At 62.5% G+C, this 20,406-nt stretch carries 22 protein-coding genes and 1 other annotated feature; of the genes, 14 read left to right on the top strand and 8 right to left on the bottom strand.

The features are described from left to right. Positions 1 to 638: 638 nt before the first annotated feature. Positions 639 to 2,837, top strand: a complete 2,199-nt coding sequence (locus tag FIU66_RS15215) for an ATP-dependent RecD-like DNA helicase (RefSeq protein WP_240544807.1) — start codon at positions 639 to 641, stop codon at positions 2,835 to 2,837. A 123-nt stretch (positions 2,838 to 2,960) separates the two neighbouring features. Here FIU66_RS15215 and FIU66_RS15210 read toward each other — a convergent pair whose 3' ends face one another. The 7 genes from FIU66_RS15210 to FIU66_RS15180 form a co-directional block, all read right to left on the bottom strand. Further along, positions 2,961 to 3,194 carry a hypothetical protein gene (locus FIU66_RS15210; RefSeq protein ID WP_167623756.1) on the bottom strand — a complete coding sequence of 78 codons (234 nt, stop codon included), beginning with the start codon at positions 3,192 to 3,194 and terminating at the stop codon, positions 2,961 to 2,963. A 364-nt stretch (positions 3,195 to 3,558) separates the two neighbouring features. Further along, the gene (locus tag FIU66_RS15205; protein WP_167623755.1) at positions 3,559 to 4,776 is read right to left on the bottom strand and encodes a DUF1173 family protein; all 1,218 of its coding nucleotides are present in this window, start codon (positions 4,774 to 4,776) and stop codon (positions 3,559 to 3,561) included. Then, a complete protein-coding gene (locus FIU66_RS15200; protein WP_240544806.1) occupies positions 4,766 to 5,224 on the bottom strand; it encodes a thermonuclease family protein in 459 nt (152 codons plus the stop codon). The genes FIU66_RS15205 and FIU66_RS15200 overlap by 11 nt, the downstream gene beginning before the upstream one ends. 68 nt (positions 5,225 to 5,292) lie before the next feature. Then, positions 5,293 to 5,640: a hypothetical protein gene (locus tag FIU66_RS15195; RefSeq protein ID WP_167623754.1), complete on the bottom strand. Its 348-nt coding sequence runs from the start codon at positions 5,638 to 5,640 to the stop codon at positions 5,293 to 5,295. Next, complete coding sequence (repC, locus tag FIU66_RS15190) at positions 5,637 to 6,884, bottom strand: replication initiation protein RepC (protein ID WP_167623753.1); 1,248 nt, start codon at positions 6,882 to 6,884, stop codon at positions 5,637 to 5,639. The genes FIU66_RS15195 and repC overlap by 4 nt, the downstream gene beginning before the upstream one ends. A gap of 260 nt (positions 6,885 to 7,144) precedes the next feature. After that, on the bottom strand, positions 7,145 to 7,651 hold the full coding sequence (locus FIU66_RS15185) for a hypothetical protein (RefSeq protein WP_370528972.1): 507 nt from the start codon (positions 7,649 to 7,651) through the stop codon (positions 7,145 to 7,147). Between the two features lie 104 nt (positions 7,652 to 7,755). Beyond that, the gene (locus FIU66_RS15180; protein WP_167623752.1) at positions 7,756 to 7,965 is read right to left on the bottom strand and encodes a hypothetical protein; all 210 of its coding nucleotides are present in this window, start codon (positions 7,963 to 7,965) and stop codon (positions 7,756 to 7,758) included. A gap of 164 nt (positions 7,966 to 8,129) precedes the next feature. Between FIU66_RS15180 and FIU66_RS15175 the strand changes: the two genes are divergently transcribed. The 10 genes from FIU66_RS15175 (at position 8,130) to FIU66_RS15135 (ending at position 17,074) form a co-directional block, all read left to right on the top strand. Then, complete coding sequence (locus tag FIU66_RS15175) at positions 8,130 to 9,794, top strand: RcgA family putative transporter (protein WP_167623751.1); 1,665 nt, start codon at positions 8,130 to 8,132, stop codon at positions 9,792 to 9,794. 17 nt (positions 9,795 to 9,811) lie between these two features. Next, a complete protein-coding gene (locus tag FIU66_RS15170; RefSeq protein ID WP_167623750.1) occupies positions 9,812 to 10,819 on the top strand; it encodes a S9 family peptidase in 1,008 nt (335 codons plus the stop codon). Between the two features lie 496 nt (positions 10,820 to 11,315). Beyond that, positions 11,316 to 11,687, top strand: coding sequence for a hypothetical protein (locus FIU66_RS15165; protein ID WP_167623749.1), 372 nt, complete (start codon positions 11,316 to 11,318; stop codon positions 11,685 to 11,687). A gap of 418 nt (positions 11,688 to 12,105) precedes the next feature. Then, positions 12,106 to 12,498 carry a lytic transglycosylase domain-containing protein gene (locus FIU66_RS15160; RefSeq protein WP_240544805.1) on the top strand — a complete coding sequence of 131 codons (393 nt, stop codon included), beginning with the start codon at positions 12,106 to 12,108 and terminating at the stop codon, positions 12,496 to 12,498. Positions 12,499 to 12,512: 14 nt separating this feature from the next. After that, the gene (locus FIU66_RS15155; protein WP_167623748.1) at positions 12,513 to 12,818 is read left to right on the top strand and encodes a TrbC/VirB2 family protein; all 306 of its coding nucleotides are present in this window, start codon (positions 12,513 to 12,515) and stop codon (positions 12,816 to 12,818) included. Continuing rightward, positions 12,818 to 13,093: a VirB3 family type IV secretion system protein gene (locus FIU66_RS15150; RefSeq protein ID WP_167623747.1), complete on the top strand. Its 276-nt coding sequence runs from the start codon at positions 12,818 to 12,820 to the stop codon at positions 13,091 to 13,093. The genes FIU66_RS15155 and FIU66_RS15150 overlap by 1 nt, the downstream gene beginning before the upstream one ends. Before the next feature lie 70 nt (positions 13,094 to 13,163). Next, positions 13,164 to 15,437, top strand: coding sequence for a type IV secretion system protein B4 (locus tag FIU66_RS15145; RefSeq protein ID WP_167623746.1), 2,274 nt, complete (start codon positions 13,164 to 13,166; stop codon positions 15,435 to 15,437). After that, a complete protein-coding gene (locus tag FIU66_RS18280; protein WP_255432416.1) occupies positions 15,430 to 15,552 on the top strand; it encodes a hypothetical protein in 123 nt (40 codons plus the stop codon). Before FIU66_RS15145 ends, FIU66_RS18280 begins: the two co-directional genes overlap by 8 nt. Before the next feature lie 11 nt (positions 15,553 to 15,563). Further along, positions 15,564 to 16,715, top strand: a complete 1,152-nt coding sequence (locus tag FIU66_RS15140) for a lytic transglycosylase domain-containing protein (protein ID WP_167623745.1) — start codon at positions 15,564 to 15,566, stop codon at positions 16,713 to 16,715. Next, positions 16,712 to 17,074 (top strand): hypothetical protein, encoded by a 363-nt coding sequence (locus FIU66_RS15135; protein WP_167623744.1) that lies wholly within the window; start codon positions 16,712 to 16,714, stop codon positions 17,072 to 17,074. Before FIU66_RS15140 ends, FIU66_RS15135 begins: the two co-directional genes overlap by 4 nt. Here FIU66_RS15135 and FIU66_RS15130 read toward each other — a convergent pair. Further along, positions 17,075 to 18,309, bottom strand: a protein-coding gene (locus tag FIU66_RS15130; RefSeq protein WP_370528908.1) for an IS3 family transposase whose coding sequence is annotated in 2 segments (ribosomal slippage) — positions 17,075 to 18,009 and positions 18,009 to 18,309 — 1,236 coding nt in all. Because the reading frame shifts where the segments join, the coding sequence is not laid out codon by codon here. It lies immediately after the preceding gene. After that, positions 17,906 to 18,022, bottom strand: a sequence feature (AL1L pseudoknot). It overlaps the preceding gene by 117 nt. A 61-nt stretch (positions 18,310 to 18,370) precedes the next feature. Here FIU66_RS15130 and FIU66_RS15125 point away from each other — a divergent pair. Genes FIU66_RS15125 through FIU66_RS15115 form a run of 3 tightly spaced genes read left to right on the top strand, consistent with a single transcriptional unit; the run spans position 18,371 to position 20,399 of the window. Beyond that, positions 18,371 to 18,820, top strand: coding sequence for a type IV secretion system protein (locus FIU66_RS15125; RefSeq protein WP_167623743.1), 450 nt, complete (start codon positions 18,371 to 18,373; stop codon positions 18,818 to 18,820). 2 nt (positions 18,821 to 18,822) lie between these two features. Further along, positions 18,823 to 19,359, top strand: a complete 537-nt coding sequence (locus FIU66_RS15120; protein WP_167623742.1) for a hypothetical protein — start codon at positions 18,823 to 18,825, stop codon at positions 19,357 to 19,359. Then, positions 19,359 to 20,399 (top strand): type IV secretion system protein, encoded by a 1,041-nt coding sequence (locus FIU66_RS15115; protein WP_167623741.1) that lies wholly within the window; start codon positions 19,359 to 19,361, stop codon positions 20,397 to 20,399. The genes FIU66_RS15120 and FIU66_RS15115 overlap by 1 nt, the downstream gene beginning before the upstream one ends. Positions 20,400 to 20,406: the final 7 nt, after the last annotated feature.

Here is a 20,406-nt window from a genome sequence, read left to right as displayed (position 1 = left end):
CCCTGCCCGGATTGGCCTTGCGCTCCTTCGATGCACCAAAGATGGCGCTAACACTGCAGATGCACAACCGATCCTTCGGGGATGCTGCTATGCAGCATCTGCAAGGGAAGGACTGAAGCTGCGGACATCCCTCCCGCGGCGGAAGGCGTGAGGCTTGTCGGATACATCCGTTGAGAGTCATTTTGTGCTTCAAGAGCAGGCGCTGCTTGCCCATTCTCTTTGCTGGATGCCGATGATCACAACACGCCCCGCGGCGATCAGCTTTGAAGGGAGGACTTGACGTCTTTCAAGAGGAACACGGCTGACGAAACTGTCAGGTGGGCAACTGCCTTAAGGGAAACACCTGAGGTCTTCATCGGGAAAGGATTTCCGGAAGACTGACCCTGGTTGTGCCCTCCCCTTTGACGACGGGAGGATGTGAAGGGTGGGGTGCGGATCGAGGATGTCTGATCCGTTCGCCCGCAACAGTTCGGAACTTGGTTCAGGACCTGGCTGGCATATATCTGCTGGCACAACATGGTCGAAGATGCGGAAAGATGTCGAATGCGCTGCTCCGGCAAGGCCCGCGATGAAGACCAGACGCAGTGCAACGTCGGGTCAGGCCACGGCGCCGCGCTCTTGTTTGGTGAGGATTGTGGATGGCGCAGGTGATGACCCCGGATACCCACAATCCTACGGAGGTTCTGGCCGGGCCGGTCGAGCGGGTGACCTTCCACAGTCCCGAGAGCGGCTTTTGCGTGCTGCGGGTCAAGGCGCGCGGGCACCGGGACCTGATCACCGTGGTGGGCCATGCCGCGATGATCTCGGCGGGCGAATGGATCACCGCCTCGGGTGTCTGGCTCAACGACCGCACCCATGGCCTGCAGTTCAAGGCGCAGTTTCTCAAGGCCTCGGCGCCCTCGTCCGTCGAGGGCATCGAGAAATACCTCGGCTCCGGCATGATCCGGGGCATCGGGCCGGTTTATGCCCGGCGGCTGGTGAAGGCCTTCGGCACCGACGTCTTCGATATCATCGAGGCCGAGCCCGAGCGCCTGCGCGACGTGGGCGGCATCGGCCCGGTCCGGGCCGCCAGGATCACCGCCGGCTGGGCGGACCAGAAGGTCATCCGCGAGATCATGGTCTTTCTCCATGGCCACGGGGTAGGCACCGCGCGAGCGGTACGGATCTTCAAGACCTACGGCACGGACGCCGTGCAGGTGATGAGCGAGAACCCCTATCGTCTGGCCCGCGACATCCGCGGCATCGGCTTTCGCACTGCAGACATCATCGCCGAAAAGCTCGGGATCGAGAAGACCGCCGCCATCCGCATCCGGGCAGGCGTGTCCTTTGCCCTGAGCGAGGCCATGGGCGACGGCCATTGCGGACTGCCGCGGGCCGAACTGACAGCCCTTGCCGAAAAGCTTCTCGAGGTGCCCCCGGCCCTCATCGAGAGCGCCATCGGCGATGAGCTTGCGGAAGGGTCTGTGACCGCGGACCGGGTGGGCGAGGCAGACTGCATCTTCCTGACCGGGCTTTATGGGGCCGAGCGCGCCATTGCCGGCCACCTCGGGCGCTTGGGCACCGGCCCCCTGCCCTGGTCCGCCATTGATGCCGATCGTGCCCTGCCCTGGGTCGAGGAGAAGACCGGCCTCAGCCTGGCCCCGAGCCAGGCCGAGGCGATCCGCCTGGCGCTCCGCTCCAAGGTCACCGTGATCACCGGCGGACCCGGTGTGGGCAAGACCACCATCGTCAACGCCATCCTGCGCATCCTCGCGGCCAAGGGTGTGAAGCTCCTGCTCGCAGCGCCCACCGGCCGCGCCGCCAAGCGGATGACCGAGACCACCGGGCTGGAGGCCCGGACCATCCACCGCCTGCTGGAGTTCGATCCCAAGGCCTTCGCCTTCAAGCGCAACGAGGACAGCCCACTCGACTGCGATCTGCTGGTGGTGGACGAAAGCTCCATGGTCGACGTGCCGCTCATGCAGTCGCTCATGAAGGCCGTGCCCACAACCGCAGCACTCCTGATGGTAGGCGACATCGACCAGTTGCCCTCGGTCGGCCCCGGCCAGGTGCTGGCCGACATCATCGGCTCGGGAGCCGTGCCGGTGGTGCGCCTGACCGAGGTCTTCCGCCAAGCCGCACAAAGCAGGATCATCACCACCGCGCATGCCATCAATGCCGGCCGAATGCCGGAGCTCGCGCGCCCTGACACGGCTTCGGACTTCTACTTCGTGCCGGCTGGCGATCCCGAAGAGGCCGTGGCGCGCATCGTGGAACTGGTCAGCCGACGCATCCCCCGCCGTTTCGGTCTTGACCCGATCAAGGACATCCAGGTCCTGTGTCCCATGAACCGGGGCGGTGTCGGCGCCCGCTCGCTCAACATCGAGCTGCAGAAGGCTTTGAACCCCGCCGGCGACAAGAAGATCGAGCGCTTCGGCTGGACCTTTGCGCCGGGCGACAAGGTCATGCAGGTCGAGAACGACTATGACAAGGACGTCTATAACGGCGATATCGGCACCATCGCCGATGTCGATGCGGATGAAGGCGAGGTCGCGGTCGACTTCGACGGCCGCACGGTTGTGTTCGCCTTTGGCGAACTCGACACCCTGGTGCCGGCCTATGCCGCCACCATCCACAAGAGCCAGGGATCAGAGTACCCCGCCGTGGTCATCCCGGTGATGACCCAGCATTACACCATGCTGCAGCGCAACCTTCTCTATACCGGCGTGACCCGTGGCCGGAAGCTGGTGGTGCTGGTCGGTCAAAAGCGCGCCGTGGCAATCGCGGTCAAGAATGCTTCGGGACGCCGCCGCTGGTCAAAGCTCGACGAGTGGCTGGCTGCGGGCCAGGCGCGCTGACGGTATCCTGGGCCTTCGGCTTCACAACGAACCGATCCCCTGCACGAGGAGCGTACGAGGCTCGCCGCGAGCCAGGCGGGCAGCGCATCCTCATCACAAGGCCGCCAGGCTCTTTGCCCACCCTCAGTCCCGCTCGCGTCCATGCGGGTCGATCAGCCAACCGGTCGCGGCAGGAACGATGGCGGCAAGATCGCCATACTGCTCGACGAACTCACGGTCGGCCTCCGCCTGGCGCGCCCTGTGCAGATCGCGCGACAGCTGGCCGTTGGCGCCGCAGCACCATTCATCGGGTGCCTTGCCGCAGGTGGGACAGCCGACCGCCAGGGCCGGATGTTGATGCGCGGTGAAGTTGGGCATGGACGTGTCCTCCCTGTGTCATGGGGGTGGCGTGCAGCAAGGGTATGAGGCCTGCTGCAGAGAAACCTCTGGCAAGGCCGCAGGGCTTCGGCACAAGGCCACGCCTGGAGCCCGGTCCGGGTCCCAGTCGTCGCCCGGATTACCGTCCGAGGAAGCGCTGCGGCCTGTTTCTAGCATCATGGCAAAGAGTCTCTGCCCAACATCCCGGCAGGTCCAATGACAAATCGGAATCAATCCGCCAGCAGGGATTCGTCTCGCTGATGGATCACGCACACCACTTGGCCTGCGGGCCATGCGACACGCGACAGAACCACCGTACCACCAAGCAGGCGGAGTGTGATCGATGTTTGCCCGAGGGCGTGGATCAGGTCCGTGCGCCATGGTCCACGCGCCGCGGGAGCTCCGGCATGTCGAAAACCCCCGCTGGCCAGTGCCAGGCCGGATAAAGACCCTCTGCCGCGATCCGACGCAGATCCTCCTCGCGATCCGCCGACATGTCCGGTGCCGGCACATAGAGCGCGATCGGTCCGTCGCCATCGAGCAGAACGGCGGTGGCAATGGGCGCATCCGCCGGCAGGTTGTAGGGCAGGCAGCGGACGAAATCCCGCTCGGCCAAGGCTTGGAGCAACGCATGATCGCGCTCGCCCGCAAAGGGGATCCACCGTGCATCGACCGCCATCATGGCAATCTCCCGGATCTCGGCATAACTGCCTTTCACGGCAAAGGTCGCGATGGCCATCAGGTGACTGTTCGGCGTGGCCTCGACGAGCCGCACCTTTCGGGCAGCAGCCCTGTCGAACCGCTTGGCCGTGTCGCTGTCGACGAAAACGGAAAAGTCTGGCAGATGCTTGAAGCGGAGCTTGCGGCCGTATTGCGCGGGCTCCTGAGCCTTGAGCTCGGCCACCAGCAGGCCGAGCCCCGTGGGCTTGCCCGCCACAGGCCGCAGCCTGTGGAGAAAGCGCCGCCGTTCGCCTGCCAGGCGCTCCTTGTCCTCGAGGACGTAGGGAGGCGGAACAAAGAGAATGTCCGACAGCGGCCCAGACCGGGTCCGGGCTCGGGCCGCCGCAAGGCAGAGCTCGCGGTGCACGATCCACCAGCTGCGCCGCCCGTAAGCCTTGCGCCATGTCGTCAGTCCCGCAGCGTCCCAAAGATAGTGCAAAAGGGCAAGGAGCCGCAGCCTGCGCGGGCTGGCGGTCACCGATACGGTGTCCGCTTCATCCTCACCCGTGGGCGCGGACGGCCTGCTGCCGCGCAGGGACAGCGAAAAGCCGAGCCTGAGCATCGTGTCGCCTGCCTCGTCCGTGACGATGGCCTGTCCGGAGAGTGGCCCCAGCCCGGAGAGTTCCGGGGGTGGATCGAAGGACGGGCAGGCAAGGTCATGCGTATGTCCGGTGCCGGGCATACGCTTGAGGTGAAACACACCATTGATCAAGGCCACATACATGGGCGGTTCGGCCTCGCAGCACTGGCAGAGTGGGCGGGCATGACCGTCATGCGCCCGGGCGAGGATCCCTTGCAGCTCGGGCGCATCGTCGCAAAAGCGGACATGCCCCAGCCGGTAGCACCTGCCCTCAGCGCTCATCGTCCGCTCCCTCCCTGTGCGGCCGGTCCCCTGCCCTGCGCCAGTCCGCCGGCCGCATGAAGCTGCCGCGCCACATGCCTGCCCCCCTGGCCTCCGCCTCACGCGCGGCCGCCCTGTACCGGCCCTGCTCCTCGCCCGCGGGAACGGCCCATCCCTCGCGGACCAGCCACGCGGCCAGATTGGTGCCGCCTGTTGAGCAGCGTGCCAGATCGCGGCCGTAGCGGTCCGGACCCGCGACATGGCAGGATACCGGCTGCCGAGCGATGCGCGCCGCTAGGGCTTGTCTGGCAGCCCCGCCGCAGGTCCATGTCTCCCCGGCAGCGTCGTGGCAGGTCTGGTCCCGTTCCGGGGCATCTATGCCGAGGATGCGGATCCGCCGCCCGCCGATGACAAGCGTGTCGCCATCGATCACCCGCGCAGGGCCTGTCACACGAGTCGCAGGGGTCATGTGTTCCTGCGCGCCCAGCACGAGCATTGCCGCCATGAGGACAAGCAGGGCGAGCCAAGCCGCTTTGCTCATTTCGGCCTCCCGTCTGACGGCGGCTGCGGCTCGACCCCGAGACGCGCCCGGAGGCCAAGCGCTGTCGCACGCTGCACGAAGGTCTCGCGCGCGGCGGAAACGGCGCGGCCCCGCGCGAGGCTATCCTGCCATGCCTGATCCAGGCACTGGAAATGCTGGGTCAATGCCGAGAAGTACCGCTCGAAATCAGCCGCCACCAGATCGACATAGGCCTGGATATCCGCGTCTCGCTCCGGAACCCAGGGCTCCTCGGGTGGCACGCAGACCGGAGCCTGCGCCGTTGCGGTAGGGAGGATCGAAAGCCCCGACAGCAGGGCGGCGGTGATGAAGCGATGATGCGTCACAACGCCTCCTCCCGGCGCCGACGTTCACTGAGGCCGATCAGACTGCCCATCATGTTCAGGTGACCCTGCAGCCAGGCCCGTGTCATGCCCCGCAGATAGCCGCCGGGGCTGATGATCGGCGCCACGGGATCGTCCCGGCGCGCGTCAAGGATCAACATGGCCACCGTTGCGCCGTCCTCGCCCATGGCCGTGCAGGCATCGGACCAGGCGGAGGGGTGAATGCTCAGTTCCAGCACACGCCGCTCAGCCGTCCAGATGAAGTCGTGAAACCTCAGGCGCTCGGGATCGGCCCGCCCGGAAAGGTAGAACTGCATCTCGGGTGAGGCGAGCCGGAACAAGCGCTCCGGGCCGAGCTTGATAAGCCATTCGCGTCCGGCAGCGTTCGTTCCACTCTTACGTGCGTCCGCGGCGTCTGGTCTGCCGCTCACCCGTGACAGGCGAGAAGGTTGGGCGAACGCCGGCTCAGCCATAGGCAGTCTGTCCTCGGCGCGGGCATCACAAGACAAGGAAAAATCTTCGCTTGTATCTTGTAGATGGGACCGCTCGTTTTCGAGCGGTTGGTCGACTGATTTTTGGAGCGTTTCGAGCAGATCGAGGGCGGCCCGCGTCAGGGTATCCGCTTCCCTCTCGTGGGCGGCAAGCGCGTCCAGCGTCATGGCATGCAGCCGGTCGGCACGAGGCCATGCAGCCCAGGCATCCTCCATGGCTTGGACACGGGCATCCTGGGAGGCAAGGTCGCGGAGCTGCTCCAGAGCCCGGCGGAGACAGCGCCAATGAGTACTGCGTTGACCCCGAAGATAGATGGCCTTGTGCCGTGCTGTGGTCAGCTGCGCATCGAGAGCAAGCAAATCGGAAAACCGGGCAATGATACCACTGAAGAACAGTCCGGTTCCGGCGTAGCGGGATCGGCTGCCATTTGCGGCTGTCCTTCGCTCGAGAAGCCCTGCCTGTTCGAGCCGTGCCGTATGTGCGCGCAACCGTGCCTCGGAAAGAGCAAGCAATTTTGCCAGTTCGGACGCAGCGGAATAAACGCTGGGCTCTCGGTCGGGCTCTACCCAATCTGTCGGCCGGGTCATGGCAGCCAGCCGGGTCCACGTATGGGCCGCTGCCCGGCCAACGCCGAGATGCGGGGCGACCCGCTCCACAAGGTGAATGAAAGCGTCGCGCTGCCATCCAAATGGCAGGATTGGGTAGGCTGGGAGATCGCGATAAGGATGGGCCTTTGCTGTGAACGTTCGTGCCATTTGCTCCTCAAGAACTGGGAGCACGGGAGCCGCAGCCAAAACGCATTCGTTCGCACGGATGCGTTTTCACGCTTGATTTTTGGGACGGATTCAATCACGATCGCTCCTAACAAGTAGAGCTGATACAGGTCTGCAAACCTGTGTTATCGAACCTTCCCTCGTGCGGACCCCGCGCGGGGGTTTTCTATGTCTCAGTGATCGTTTGTATGACCTCGTTGTCCCTTCTCATTGTCGTGGCATGCTCCACGGCGATACAGGCATCAGTAGCTGACCCACTCCGTGGAGTATGCACCGGTGTGATCCCGCATGCGCAGCACGACGGCCCGAAAGCTTGGACCGTACTCATTTAGCAGCGTGCTCCCGGTTCTGGCCCGAACTGCGGGGTCCAGCCATGCAGGCCAGTCCTCCTCGTCAACGCTTTGCCGCACAAGGCGACCAGACGCATCGTAGGTGCCTCGTACGGTCGTCAGAACCATGTCCCGGCCTCCACTGCCACTCGTCACGTGCTTGGCAAGGTGCCAGACCTCGATCGCGTCACGATATGCTGCGATCTCCGGCGGCAAGGTTCCCTCGCCTCCAACCGGCAGGCCGGGACTGATCCCCAGGGGACATCGCCAGAGTTGCAACGGCGGCTCGACAGGCCAGGGGGTGATGCGACGTATGACCTCGGCTTTGGCCGCCGAGCATTCGGCCGATGCCGGAAAGCCGCCAGCCATGCAGAGCAAGATGGCGCAATCGATGGGATAGGCGAGGGCAGAAGAGGGCATGAGCGCCGGGACTGCGATGATCAGCCCGCCCGTGACGATGTCGCGTATCCTGCGCCAGCCAGCCATGTCATTACACCTATCTGCCATGCAGATCGGTATTATGATTACTCCACCTGTGCCTGCGTGGCAACCGGCGATTGCGAGTACGTCCGCGGGCGGATGGCCCTCGATGGATCGAAGAAGAAGTTTTCGGGAACAGAAATCTGGGAAAACTCACCCGTGTTCCAGCGATAAAGCGCACGGGTTGTCTGACCCTCGACAACCGTTTTCGTGAGGACCGCTTCCCGTTTTGTCGTCTGATCCTGATGCATCATCTATCCCTCCACCCAGTGGGCAATCTCTCGGCCCGCAAAAGAGGGGCTTGTGTCAGGTCTCGTTCACGCTCGAACTGACAAAACCCTTTCTGCACCCCCGGTAGCTGTGCTTCCATAAGGAAAGAAGTCACGAGAGGATATGAAATCAGGCGAAACGAAACGAAATGGAACCCGCCACTCCTTTCAAAAAGAACAATAAGTTTTTTCTGCCACCCCCAAAAGACGGGAGTGACTTCAAGGAACTCTTCGCCCGAATAGCTGCCGTCGGTGCGGGTCGGCCAGCGGACAACGATGGGTTTCCCGCTGGCCCATGGACGCCCGAGCTTCTTGCAGAAGCAATCTCACAGATCGAGGGCAATCGGGATGGGGTGGATCTGAGAACGGTGCAGCTTTGGTTTCAGGAGAACGACAAGGGCATCAGCCCTAGCAACATCCGATGGCTGGCGAGAATTCTAGGATGTGATGATCCGGTCGCGACCGGCGATTGGCAGGTAGAACTCAGCACGGCGCAATCACGGCTGACAGCCAGGAGACGGAAGCAGACCGGCGGAGATGGGCTCAGTGCCTTGGAGAACACAGATACGGCTCCATCTGCGTCCTCCCGTAACGAGGCAGCCCCGCCGCCAGAGACATCAAGCGAGAACATCCCTGCTGGATCGTTTCGACGCTTCAGCCTGGCAAGTCGATCCGAGGCACTCTTCAGTCGCCGATCCTTGCTGGATTTGCCGGCAACGGTGTTTGCGGGCGCCGTGGCACTGGGCTTCCTGTCGTACGTTGTCGATATTCATAGCGTTATCTATGACCAACCGAACGAAGGGACCAAGCAGGTGGGGTTTCTGTGGGCGCCGAATTGGACAATTCTCTTCCTGGTGATCCTTCCCCTGTATCTCATGTTCGCGGGTGAATTAATCGCCTACTGGAAAGAAGAAGGGCGCGTGAAGTTTACACGGGGACGAAAAGACCAGTGTACCCGTGACTGGATGCGCCGCGTTGAAGATTATTCATATCCATACTGGGCAAGTCTTCTTGTTTGTTTGCTCATTGCCTCTGTAGCGCAATGGATCAACGAGTGCTTGGTCCCGCTGCTGACGAGCGATCCGGGCAACTTTGGTGTGGACTGGGGCCGTATAGCAATTCTTCGTCCAGACATTATATCGGTTCCAGAGGCAATCGTCTTCACTGGCGCTGCATACCTCTATATGGGTATATGCTTCTTTATTTTCTTCGCAGGCCTGATTTTACTCTTCACGCTGGCTCATGATTTATCAAAGATCGGACAGACGTCAGAACTCTGGTCAACTGCCGACAATCAGAAAGAACTTCTTGAGGCCTGCACCAGAGTGATGCTTGGCATATACCGATGCACCATTTTAGGGCTTCTCATTGCAATCTGCATGAAGCTTCAAAACATGTTCATGTTGTCGCGGGCAGCGACCATCGTCACGTGGTTTGTTGACGACCTGATGTCGGCCGTGATCGGACAACAAGCAAGCACTGATCGCCTCTCCTACAGTAGACCCACACTTTATAGCAGCCTTCTCGTCGCATTGACGACGTGTGCAGTCTTCCTGCATGGAGCCGCTCGAGTTCGCTCGATTTTTGCCAAGGCAAAAGCGCTCAATAATGCTGACGCTTCACATGAAAAGCGGCAAGGTGATACCTTCGGCCAGCCTGGTGTGCGTTTGGGAATGATGTTTGGGGTTGTGGGGCTGCTTGTAGCTACCTACCTGCTCATCGATGTCTTCACCGGCTTTTCCATCTTGCTAAGCCTCGGCGGGCTTCTCGCGATATACAGTTTGATCAATCCAGCTTTTCGGCTGGGAAGATGAGCGAGAGGACGATCCCCATGTACCACAGCTGGCTTGATCGTTGGGATGAACGCCGAGCGCAGCGCGGAGAGGAAGGAAAGAAGGCAACGGACTTTGTCCTTGCTTCCGAATTGGCCTTCCCAAGGGCCGGCAGCGTCGCCAGTGTTGCAGACTTTTGTGACCTTGCCGATCAAGCCGTTGCAGACCCTTCGTACTTCGATGAACCGATTGGACCTGATATATCCATCGAAGCTCGAAATGGATGGATCAGTTTCCCCTCAGATATCGCCACGGAGACTAACGAGAACAATACGGCGTTCGCTAAGATTACAACCGGCAGGTCTTTGGATCAGGCGTTGGTCGTGTTCCATCATTGGAATGCACGATCCCGGAATGATCTGCTAGCAAAGTTTTTTTCTCGGCAAGGTGTAACGGTTGTTGAGATCGCCCTGCCCTATCACCTCGAACGCAAGCGTCCGGCCTCCTTTCATGCCGACTATATGCTTAGTGCCAATCTCGGCAGAACGATCCGGTCCGTAAAGCAAGCAGTACTGGATGGCAGGAAGCTCATACGATGGCTCAGGGCCGAGGGTTACAAGGGGATATCCGTACTCGGAATAAGTTTAGGCTCTTGGGTAGCAGGACTGATCGCAGCGCACGATATCACCGTCAAGAAAGCTGCGTTGTTTTTGACGGCAGGAAGTCTTGCCGATATGGTTTGGACCGGTCGTGCAACACAATCGATCCGGGAGAGCTTGGAGTCCAAGATCAATTTACGTTATCTAAACAGGGCTTGGGGTCCATTGAACCTGGAGAACTACACCGACAAGCTAGCTCGGCCAGATTTGGACATTTTGATTGTTCTGGCCTTGAGAGACAAGGTTGTGTTACCTGAACTGTCGAAGCGGTTTGTCGACCGGCTGAAAGACGCCGGAGCCACGCTGGATATCCTGGAAGCAAACTGCGGCCATTATTCTTTATCAATCCCCCCTTATGTTATTTTATCCGGATTGAAATTAAGGGCATTACTCCGTCGTTACCCCTGAAGGATTTGGACTTTCGTTTTCTTGCATAGGTCCTCTCCGTCATCGCGAGCGCGGTGAGAGGGTGGCAATGATCACCAGCGCTAAGATGCGCAACGACGCCTGGTTGTTCGTCGATATGTCTGCTGGGGCAGGCTTGGCAGCAGACACCTTCGTCGGGACCGTCATGGTTCGTGGTGGCTAAACTGGCTGGAAGCCGCTGCTGGCAGCATGCGCGGGTAGAGTCACCGGCGGACGCGAAATGGGCAGTCTCAGGTTGCCTCGAACAGTTTCGTTCTGGCGAAATCTCCCCGGCATCAAGCTGCTCAAATATCAGCTAAAGTTGAGCGGAAGACGATCACATCGATCGAGTTGCCATAGCTTGAAGAGTCTTGGCCAACACGGATAACAAAGACTCGGCAGCCGGGGTGGAAATCAATGTTTTACCTACTTGCCTTGTGAATACGTATTTTGATAGTCTGGCGTAGACGCGTCAGACTGCCTTTGGGGAGCGCGTCGCATGACCAACCAAGTCCAGGTTAGCAACGAGGTGCTCACCCTTGACATGTGCAGAGAAAAACTGCGGGACGGTTGGGAGCTTCACGTTGTTTGTGCCGAAGATCCTGTACCGGCACAAAACACGGTTCGAGGTTCTTGGTACTTTGTGGCCTTCGAGCCGGAAACAGGTCGTTTCGGTGTGGTCGTCACTCAGAGGGACCTGTACCGCGAACGGCGGCGGGCTGAGCAATCTGGTCGTAAGCTTGATCCGTCAGATTACGCGTACAAAGAAATCAAGACCACCACCGGATTGTTCAACGCCCAGATGGATTTGGGCATCACCGCCACAGTCATTCCTGGAGCCAAAGGCATCACCATGGTCGCGCGGCTCTAGCTCAGGCAATCAAGGCGCCTCAAGGGCGTCCGCGTTTCAGAATAGATATCGTCCAGACCGCGGGAATTTTGCTTCTGTTCTCGTCACGGATCCTGCGACCTCCGTCAAACGCGGGCAACACAGGTCTCTCAGGACAGCAATCTTCATCAGTCTGATTGGACTTGTCTCGCCCGCCGCAGCCGACGTCATCCGCTTTGATGCAAGCGGAAGGCAGATCGATATCCCGGGTTCCAGTTCTGTACAGCGCTTCGATGCTGATGGCCGTCGCATCAACCTGCAAATGCGAGAAGGGGCGGCCCTCGAAAAGGGAGCGGCCAACTCCGGCAGTACCATGATGCTCTTGGCTCCGCAGGATGCATCGCGATCTGCCCTGCCTGCCTCTGCCAGTCGCTCATCCGGCATTGCTGCCACACGAGCCGTGGCGCTCCGCTACCAGCACCACCCTGCCCTGACGCAGAATGATATTCCGCCCCGGGAGTGGGCCGCTCTGTTTCAGGCCCTGGTCTGGCAGGAGTCGCGCTTCAACCCGCGCGCCCGGAGTTCCAAGGGTGCCATAGGCTACGCCCAACTGATGCCGGGTACGGCCGCCAAGCTCGGCGTGAACCCGCACGACCCGATGCAGAACCTCGACGGCGGCGCCCGCTACCTGCTCCTGCAGTTGCAGGTGTTCCGCTCTCCGCTCCTGGCGCTTGCCGCCTACAATGCCGGGCCTGGCGCCGTCCAAAGATACAGGGGTGTTCCGCCCTACCGGGAAACCCGCGACTACGTGATCCGCGTGCTGGCGGAACGAGACCGCCTCCTCCGAAACTAGGAAAGGCCACCCTCATGGCTTCGATCCGTTTCCTGATGTTCTTCCTCCTCGCCGCGCTCCTGGTGACCGCTCTGGCTGGCGAAGCCCTGGCGCAATCCGGCGTGGACTTCTCGAAAGCCGACACGGTCGGCAACGACTTCGTCACCTGGATCCGCGGCAACATCGCCACCGTGTTCTTTACGGTGGCCATTGTTCTGGCCGGCTTCGCGGCCGCCTTCAACAAGATCAGCTGGATGTGGGTGCTGATGATTGCCGTCGGCGCCCTCCTGGTCTTCGGCGCGCCGGGCTTTGTCGCGGACCTGAAGGCGGTCTTCAGCTGATGGAGCGCCATGCCGTCATTCTCGGGTTGTCGCGCCAGGCCAAGCTCCTGGGGCTACCGATGCCCTACACGATGGCGGTTGGCGCGCTTGTGATGCTGCCCTTCATCTGGGTCAAGGCCGCCTCCTGGCTGCTGACCGCACCTCTCTGGTACGGCCTTGCCCGCCTGATCACCGCGATCAACCCGAACGGCCACAAGGCCGTGGTGGTGGTGATGAGGAAGACCCCGCCGCCAGTATCGCGCAAAAAGCGAAGGCTGGGCCGCCACTATGTTTAGCGCCCGAACCCTCCCCCTCAGCGAACGCGCGCGGCGCCATGTGCCGAGATCGCCGCAGGTCTATGCGGAGATGCCCTATGCGCTGGAGATCGACGATCACACGGTGCGCACCCGCGAGAACGCGCTGATGATGAGCCTGGAGATCGGCGGCATCGACGGGATCACCGCCTCCGACCGAGACATCCTCGATCTGGCCCGCAGCTTCGCGGCCATCCTCGACGGGCTTGATGACCGGTTCAGCTTCTACATCCACCGGCTGATGCGGCCCGCCGCGCTCAGCCTGAAGCCCCTTTATGGCGAGGGCTTCGCGCAGGACGTGGAGACAGCATGGCGCGGCCATTTGTCCGGCCGTGCCCTGCGCGAGTTCATGCTGGTGCTGACGGTGGTGCGCAACAAACGGGTGCCGCTCAGGGTGCCGCTTTTTGCGAAGGCCGCCGGGCGGCTTCTCGACCGCAACACCGCGGAACGCCTTGGAGAGCTCCGCGAGGTCGTCTCGATCCTGGAGACCAGCCTGCCGCTGAAGGGCCATCGCCTCAGGATCAGCGACGGCACGCTTCTCGGCTTCTACGCCGCCATCGGCACCGGGTTTTACCGGCCCGAGTATCGCGGGCTGCACACGCTGATCGCCGAGGATGTCTCGCTCATATCCCTCCGCTTCAGGGGACCGGTGGCCGAGTTCCGCGACGGCTTCGACGGACCGCGCCATGCGGCCGTCCTGTCGGTCTGGCGCAATGCCCAGCAGACCTGGCCCGGCATGCTCGATGCCCTTGACGCCGGCACCGACACGGTGATTTCGCACTCCTATACACCCGTTGCCATGAACAAGGTCAGCGAACTGGCCAAGCGCCGCATCCAGCAGATGGAGGCCGCGGGCGATCTGGTCGGCTCCATTGCCGCCGACCTGCACGAGACCTATGACGATGTGGAGTCGGGCCGCTGCGGCTTCGGCGAGCACCAGCTGACGATCACGGTCTTCGCCGATAGCCCTGCCGCGCTGGAGGCCAGAGTGTCCCAGGTCCGCGGCGTGGCCGAACAGGCCAGGATCAAGCTGGTGCGCTGCAACGACACAATGGCCGCCACCTACTTTGCGGCCCATCCCGGCAACCGGGACTACGAGATCTGGAACCCGCTCACCAAGTCGATCAACTTCGCCGACATGGCGTCCTTCCACATGGCAAGCGCGGGCACCCGGGCAGAGGCCGTGCCCTGGCACACGCCGCTCACGGTGTTTCAGACGGTAACGGGTGCCGCGCATCGCTTCAGCTTCCATGCGCCTGGCGATCCCAAGGCGGAGCCCACCATCGGACACACGCTGTGTCTTGGCCCCTCGGGCAGCGGCAAGTCCTCGCTGATGGCGTTTCTGGTCGCGCAGGCACAGCGAACGGGTGCCCGGATGATCCTCTTTGACAAGGACCAGGCACTGCGCATGGCGATCACGGCGCTTGGGGGCCGGTATGCGGCCATTCGCGCGGGTCAGCCCACCGGGCTCAATCCGCTTCTGACGGAGCTCGGCCCCCGCGGCGAGGCCTGGCTTCTGGGCTGGCTGGCCCGGCTAGTCGAGTGCGACGGCCCCCGGCTTACGCCGCAGCAGGCCGAGGCGCTCAAAGGGGCCGTTCGCCAGAACGGCCAGGCGCCGGAGGCGCTCAGGACCTTCGCTCATTTCGGGGACCTGATCGGCGATGTGGGGGATAACCGCGACCTGGCCATGAAACTTGCCGAATGGGCACCCGAAGGGCGCTATGCGTGGGTCTTCGGGGACGCCGATCAGCCGGTGATCGATCTCACCGCGCCCGTGACGGGGATCGACCTGACCGAAATCCTGTCCATGGCCACGGAACGCACGGCGGTGCTGTCCTACATCTTCCGACGCCTTGAGCTTCTCTTCGAGGAGAAGCGCCCGACCCTTCTCGTGATCGACGAGGCCTCCACGGTCTTTGACGACACGTTCTTTGCCTGCTGGCTGCCGAAGTGGCTGGTCACCGTGCGCAAGCTCAATGTCGTGGTCGTCCTGCTCACGCAGTTCCCATCCCAGATCCGCGACAGCCACTCCGGCGCGATCATCCAGGCCCTGCCGAACCAGATGATCTTCCCCAACCGGGCTGCCGATGTCGCGGACTACGAGGGCTTCGGCTTCACCGACAACGAGTTGCACTTCATCCTGACGGGACGCACGGCCGAGCGCCAGGCGCTGTGGCGCCACGGTGACGGCTCCACGATCCTCAACGTCGATCTCTCGCCGCTCGGCTCCCTCCTCACGGCGCTTGGTGGGGGCGAGGCTGGCCACCGAGCCTTTGGCGCCGACTATGCCACGCGGCCGCATTTCTGGAGGACCCACGATGCGTAAGCTCCTGATGCTCGCGGGCTTGGCCGCCCTGCTCGCGGGCTGCGGCGACCCGCCGATCCGCAAGACCAACTGCTGGTCGGGCATGGCCTTCCTGGCCACAAGCGACTGCCGGTAGGAGGAGGTGCGATGCAGGCCCGCGTTTCCGCTCCCGCCTGCATCCTGATCGCCCTTGTGGTGATCCCCGCAGGCGTGGCGGGGCAAGGCGTGCCGGTGATCGATGCGAAAAAGGTAGCCCTAGAGGTGCTCGGCCTGCGCGAGGAGGCGGCCAGGACAGAGGAGCTGCAGGCCAAGAACGAAGAGCGGCTCCGACAGGTCGGCGCGCGGGGCGATCAGCTGGCGGCGGCGCAGGAGACGCTCGATCTGCTGTCCGAGACTTCCCGCTTCGTGCCGGGCCTCGAAGCCGCGGGGGTCTCGGGCGATGGTGCCTTCACGGGTGCCGCGGAACTCTACGCCGCCCCCGACAACAACCCTTATGCCGCCCGCATCATGGGCGATGCGCCACTCACGATCGAGCAGATGATCGCGGACACCGCGCAGGCGCATGCCGGACACCCGGCGCTGGCGCGGTCGGGCATCGATGCGGTCGAGTTCCGCTGCTGGCTGCAGGCGCTCGTCAAGCAGGAGTCGAACTTCTCCATCGGCGCCCGCAGCCCTGTGGGCGCATTCGGGCTGACCCAGATCATGCCGGGCACCTTCACCGAGCTGGGCATTCCTGACGATGGCAGCCGCCAGGATCCCCGCACCCAGCTTGATGGCGGCGCGCGCTATCTCCTGAAGGGGCTCGGCAGGTTCGGGACCATGCCGCTGGCGCTTGCCGCCTACAATGCCGGACCCGGCGCCGTCTCGAGATATGGCGGCATCCCGCCCTACGCGGAGACCCGGACCTACGTCGCGAAGATCACCGGCTACTACAACCGCTATGCGGCGCGCATGGGCGGCGATCCGCAGGCCGTCGGCACGCTTGATCCGCGCGACATGGTGATTGCCGAGGCCTCCAACGTCTCGGACGCGGCCGGGGGCTATGCCGCGGTCAGCCTGAACACCATGGCGGGCTCCATGACCCGGCTGCAGGACATCCTGCGGCAGGTCGAGGCGACCCGGTCCGCGAAGGCCGCCATGGATCTCAACACCTATGCCCGCGCCGAGGTGGCGCGCATGGCGGTGATCCTGACCCGGCTGCAGGCGGTGGAGCGCAAGGTCGAGGCCGCCCGCACCGCGCTGCTCCTCGAAGCCTATGCGCCGGACGAGGATTACCTGAACATGAGGATCGACGGATGAGACGGATCTCGAAAGCACTCGCACTCGGCGTCCTGGCCCTGCCCGCCGGCGGACAAGGCGTGCCCACCATTGACGCAACAAGCCTGGCCAAGCTCGCCGAACAGCTGACCGAGGCAAAGCTGCAGCTGAAGGAGCAGATCGCCCAGAACCTCAAGCTCGACGAGCAGACGACACAGCTTCTCCAGCAGATCGTGCTGCTGCAGGACCAGATCCGCGCCTTGCGCGATGGGCTCACCCTGGCCGACCTCGGCGTCGATCCCGAGAGCTTCCTCCGAGACATCCTGCCTGGGTTCTCGGACCTGACTACCTCGGTCGAGGTGAACCGCCCCGGGTTTACCGGAGAGTTTGTGGTTCAATGATTAGGCTGCTTTTTCGGCTGCGTTCAAGCTTGCGTAGAAGGCCTCCTCTGCTTCGTTCGGCGTGACGTAACCGATGGCGCTGTGCAGGCGCGTCTTGTTATACCAGTCGACCCATTTCAAGGTTTCCCATTCGACCTGACCGACGGACTTCCAGGGTCCGAGGAACTTGATGACCTCGGTCTTGAACAGACCAATGATGCTTTCCGCGAGGGCATTGTCATAGGAGTCCCCGACGCTGCCGACCGAGGTGTCGATGCCTGCCTCAGCCAGCCGTTCGGTATATCGGATCGACAGGTATTGGCTGCCTCGATCACTATGATGGATCAGCTTGTCAGTCTCGGATGGGGTCCTCTGGCAGATAGCCTGGTTCAAAGCATCCAACACGAAACCAGTCGTCATCGAGCTCGAGACGCGCCAGCCGACGATCTTCCGGGCGAAGACGTCGATGACGAAGGCAACATAGACCATGCCCTGCCAGCTTGAGACATAGGTGAAGTCGCTGACCCATAGCTGGTTCGGCATGTCCGCAACGAAGGCCCGGTTCACCTTGTCGTCTGGGCAAGGCTGAGCCGCATCGGGGTGGGTCGTGATGACCTTCTTGCCACGCACAACGCCTTGCAATCCCATCGCCTTCATCAGCCGCTCCACCGTGCAGCGGGCGATATCGTGCCCTTCGCGGCGTAATTGGTGCCAGACCTTGCGCGCGCCATAACGGCCCCGGCTGCCATCGAAAACCTCCTTGATGGCAGCCATGTCGAGGCGATCCTGCCTGGCCCGATCCGACGCCAGATCGGGATTACGCTCGACGGCCTTGAAGGCATGATAGGTCGATGGTGCGATCCCCAGAACCCGGCAGATCGGCCCGACACCATGGACACAACGGTGATCGTCGATGAACGCGATCATTTGCGGAAGGGGCGGTCGAGCTCCGCCGCTGCGAAATACGCACTGGCCTTCTTCAGGATCTCATTGGCCTGGCGCAGTTCACGGACCTCGCGCTCCAGTTCCTTGATCCGGTCCTTCTCCGCGCTCGTCAGACCGCCGCGCTGACCGGCATCACGTTCGGCCTGCTGGCACCAGACGCGCAGGCTGTCGGGCGAACAGCCAAGCTTCGGCGCAATCGCCCTGTAGGCGGCCGTGTCGCTCGCGTAGTCGCCGCGGTTCTCTCGGAAAAGTCGAACACCGCGTTCGCGAAGCTCGGCCGGATAGGCGGGGGTGAATCTCGGCTTTGACATAGGGCTCATCCTTTGAGTGTTTTACTCTCCGGTAAACCCGGGGCGGTTCAAGGCCGCGCGCATGGGCGACTGGACCCGCGTGCTGGCCTCGGGCGATGTCCTGGGCAGCGGGCGCACCGTCACGGGTCATGTGGACGGCACCTTTGCAACCGCGGGCCTCACGCGGGAGCGCGTCGACACGCTGGCCAGCAGCGAGGACCACACAGCGGCCAGGATCGGGCAGTCCGCCAACGTCAATGCCTTCATGAGCGTGGCCGCGGAAAGCTCGGCACAGGCGGCCACCGACAGCCTGACGCGGCTCGATGGTCTCGTGCAGACCATCCCTGACACGGCCGGGCTGAAGGAAGCCATCGATCTCAACACGCGGGTCACCGCCGAGCTTGGCATTGCGCTTGCCAATGTCTGGTCGATGGAGGCGATCCAGACGGTCGGTCAGGGTAACATGGGCGTCATGGACGCGGCAACCGCGGCCGACGAGGAAAGGTACCTGCGCATGAAGCTGGAGGACTGACCATGAGACGGACGGCATTGCTGAGCGGGCTGGTGATCCTGGGCATTGGCACGATGGGCCTGGCGCAAACCTCCGGAGCGCCTCCTGACCTCCCCGAGCCGGAACTGCAGGAACTCTTGGACCAACAGGCCGAAATGAGCGAGGCGGAACGGAAAGCCGAGGAGGATTTCCTGAACCTCGACCTGTCATCCGATGTTGACGTGTCGAGTGTCGAACGGGTGCCAAGCGCAGATCAGAACCAACCGAACCGGACCTGCGAGCCTACACCGGAGATGAATGCCAATCTGCGCCGATCCAATAAGCCTGGCGATCGCGCCTACCGAGACATTGCGGTTTATCTTTCAACGACGAATGTCATCGCAACACAGGACTGCACCTGTGCCGGAAAAATCATCCCACACGAGACGGTGGTCAGGTTCGAGGATCGGTTGCGCAAGGAATTGGACGTGGATGTCCTTACGCCTGACCACACCCGCGGCCTCTACGAAGCCTACGAACGACAGATCAAGATCGTCGACGCCATGTGTGGAGAATACTGATGGCCTTGGTGGAAACCATTCTCGGCGACCTGGACGCAGCAGTCCTCGACGTTGGCGAGACATACTTCACGTCGACTGCCGATGCTCTCGACCCCCTGCTGACGATCGTGACCACGCTCCTGATCGCCTTGGTCGGGGTCAACATGGCGCTTGGGGCTTATCGGCTGTCCATGCGCGATGCTTGGCAGGTCGTGTCAAGGATCGTGCTGGTCTTCCTGTTTGCCCGCTCCTGGGCGAACTTCGGCACGATCTATGATGCGCTCTCTTCAGGCGCGGGCAATCTTGCCCTTAGCTTCTTTCACGGCGGGGCAGCCACGCCCGAGGCGGCCATGGACAAGTTCGCGGTGCAGATGTCGGATGTGGCGGACGGGGCCGCGGCGGCTCAAAGTGCCATCGCCCGGGGCGTGATCGCCGGGTTCCTGTTCATCATCTTGTCGATCCTGATGGCGGCCTATGTGCTGATCGTCGGCTTCTCGAAGATCATGATCGCGTTCTTATTGGGTGTGGCACCGCTAGCGATGATTGCCACGCTGTTCGAGCGCACCAAGAGCCTCTTCGAAGCTTGGCTCACCTCGTTCGTAGGATACCTGCTTTACCCCATTGCGGCAGCTGCAGTGATTGGCGCGGTTGTCGCAATGGCCGAAGCGCAGTTCAGACCGCAAGCCGAGGTGCGGGATTTTTCCATGATCCTCGGTTTTATGTGCGTCGCCTTTGTGGGCATCTTCGCACTGCTGGCGATCCCGACTGCGGCGGCCAACATCACCGGCAACTTCAATCTGGCCAACTTCGCCCCCGAGGCGGTGCGGCTGGTCGGGCGTCCGGTGCTGCTTCCTGCAACTGCGGCCGGAGCCGGGATACGCAGGGGAGGAGAGGCGCTCAAGGCCCGTGGGGAGGCCCTTCTATCCGGGGTTGTCACGGGCAAGACGCCGATGCTTGCCGCCCGTGCTCGGGACCGAGCATGGGCCGAGAAGGGCGCCGATCTGCGCGCCAAGCTGCGCGGCATCAACATCATGCGGGGCAAGGGTGACAGCAGCCAATGAGGCATCC

The sequence above is a fragment of the Paracoccus sp. AK26 genome (assembly GCF_011801365.1).
GTDB lineage: Bacteria > Pseudomonadota > Alphaproteobacteria > Rhodobacterales > Rhodobacteraceae > Paracoccus > Paracoccus aerius.
Note: the sequence above shows the minus strand (reverse complement) of the source record. Positions and strands in the feature narration are given on the sequence as shown.

Bases quoted from the DNA above. Each gene is read 5' to 3' on its own strand.
- FIU66_RS15155 (WP_167623748.1), top strand. From the start codon at position 12,513: ATGGCTTCGATCCGTTTCCTGATGTTCTTCCTCCTCGCCGCGCTCCTG.
- FIU66_RS15205 (WP_167623755.1), bottom strand. From the start codon at position 4,776: ATGAGCGCTGAGGGCAGGTGCTACCGGCTGGGGCATGTCCGCTTTTGC.
- FIU66_RS15200 (WP_240544806.1), bottom strand. From the start codon at position 5,224: ATGACCCCTGCGACTCGTGTGACAGGCCCTGCGCGGGTGATCGATGGC.
- FIU66_RS15125 (WP_167623743.1), top strand. From the start codon at position 18,371: ATGGGCGACTGGACCCGCGTGCTGGCCTCGGGCGATGTCCTGGGCAGC.
- FIU66_RS15115 (WP_167623741.1), top strand. From the start codon at position 19,359: ATGGCCTTGGTGGAAACCATTCTCGGCGACCTGGACGCAGCAGTCCTC.
- FIU66_RS15145 (WP_167623746.1), top strand. From the start codon at position 13,164: ATGCCCTATGCGCTGGAGATCGACGATCACACGGTGCGCACCCGCGAG.
- FIU66_RS15210 (WP_167623756.1), bottom strand. From the start codon at position 3,194: ATGCCCAACTTCACCGCGCATCAACATCCGGCCCTGGCGGTCGGCTGT.
- FIU66_RS15150 (WP_167623747.1), top strand. From the start codon at position 12,818: ATGGAGCGCCATGCCGTCATTCTCGGGTTGTCGCGCCAGGCCAAGCTC.
- FIU66_RS15175 (WP_167623751.1), top strand. From the start codon at position 8,130: ATGGAACCCGCCACTCCTTTCAAAAAGAACAATAAGTTTTTTCTGCCA.
- FIU66_RS15165 (WP_167623749.1), top strand. From the start codon at position 11,316: ATGACCAACCAAGTCCAGGTTAGCAACGAGGTGCTCACCCTTGACATG.
- FIU66_RS15140 (WP_167623745.1), top strand. From the start codon at position 15,564: ATGCAGGCCCGCGTTTCCGCTCCCGCCTGCATCCTGATCGCCCTTGTG.
- FIU66_RS15170 (WP_167623750.1), top strand. From the start codon at position 9,812: ATGTACCACAGCTGGCTTGATCGTTGGGATGAACGCCGAGCGCAGCGC.
- FIU66_RS15180 (WP_167623752.1), bottom strand. From the start codon at position 7,965: ATGATGCATCAGGATCAGACGACAAAACGGGAAGCGGTCCTCACGAAA.
- FIU66_RS15120 (WP_167623742.1), top strand. From the start codon at position 18,823: ATGAGACGGACGGCATTGCTGAGCGGGCTGGTGATCCTGGGCATTGGC.
- FIU66_RS15135 (WP_167623744.1), top strand. From the start codon at position 16,712: ATGAGACGGATCTCGAAAGCACTCGCACTCGGCGTCCTGGCCCTGCCC.
- FIU66_RS18280 (WP_255432416.1), top strand. From the start codon at position 15,430: ATGCGTAAGCTCCTGATGCTCGCGGGCTTGGCCGCCCTGCTCGCGGGC.
- repC (WP_167623753.1), bottom strand. From the start codon at position 6,884: ATGGCACGAACGTTCACAGCAAAGGCCCATCCTTATCGCGATCTCCCA.
- FIU66_RS15185 (WP_370528972.1), bottom strand. From the start codon at position 7,651: ATGCCCTCTTCTGCCCTCGCCTATCCCATCGATTGCGCCATCTTGCTC.
- FIU66_RS15215 (WP_240544807.1), top strand. From the start codon at position 639: ATGGCGCAGGTGATGACCCCGGATACCCACAATCCTACGGAGGTTCTG.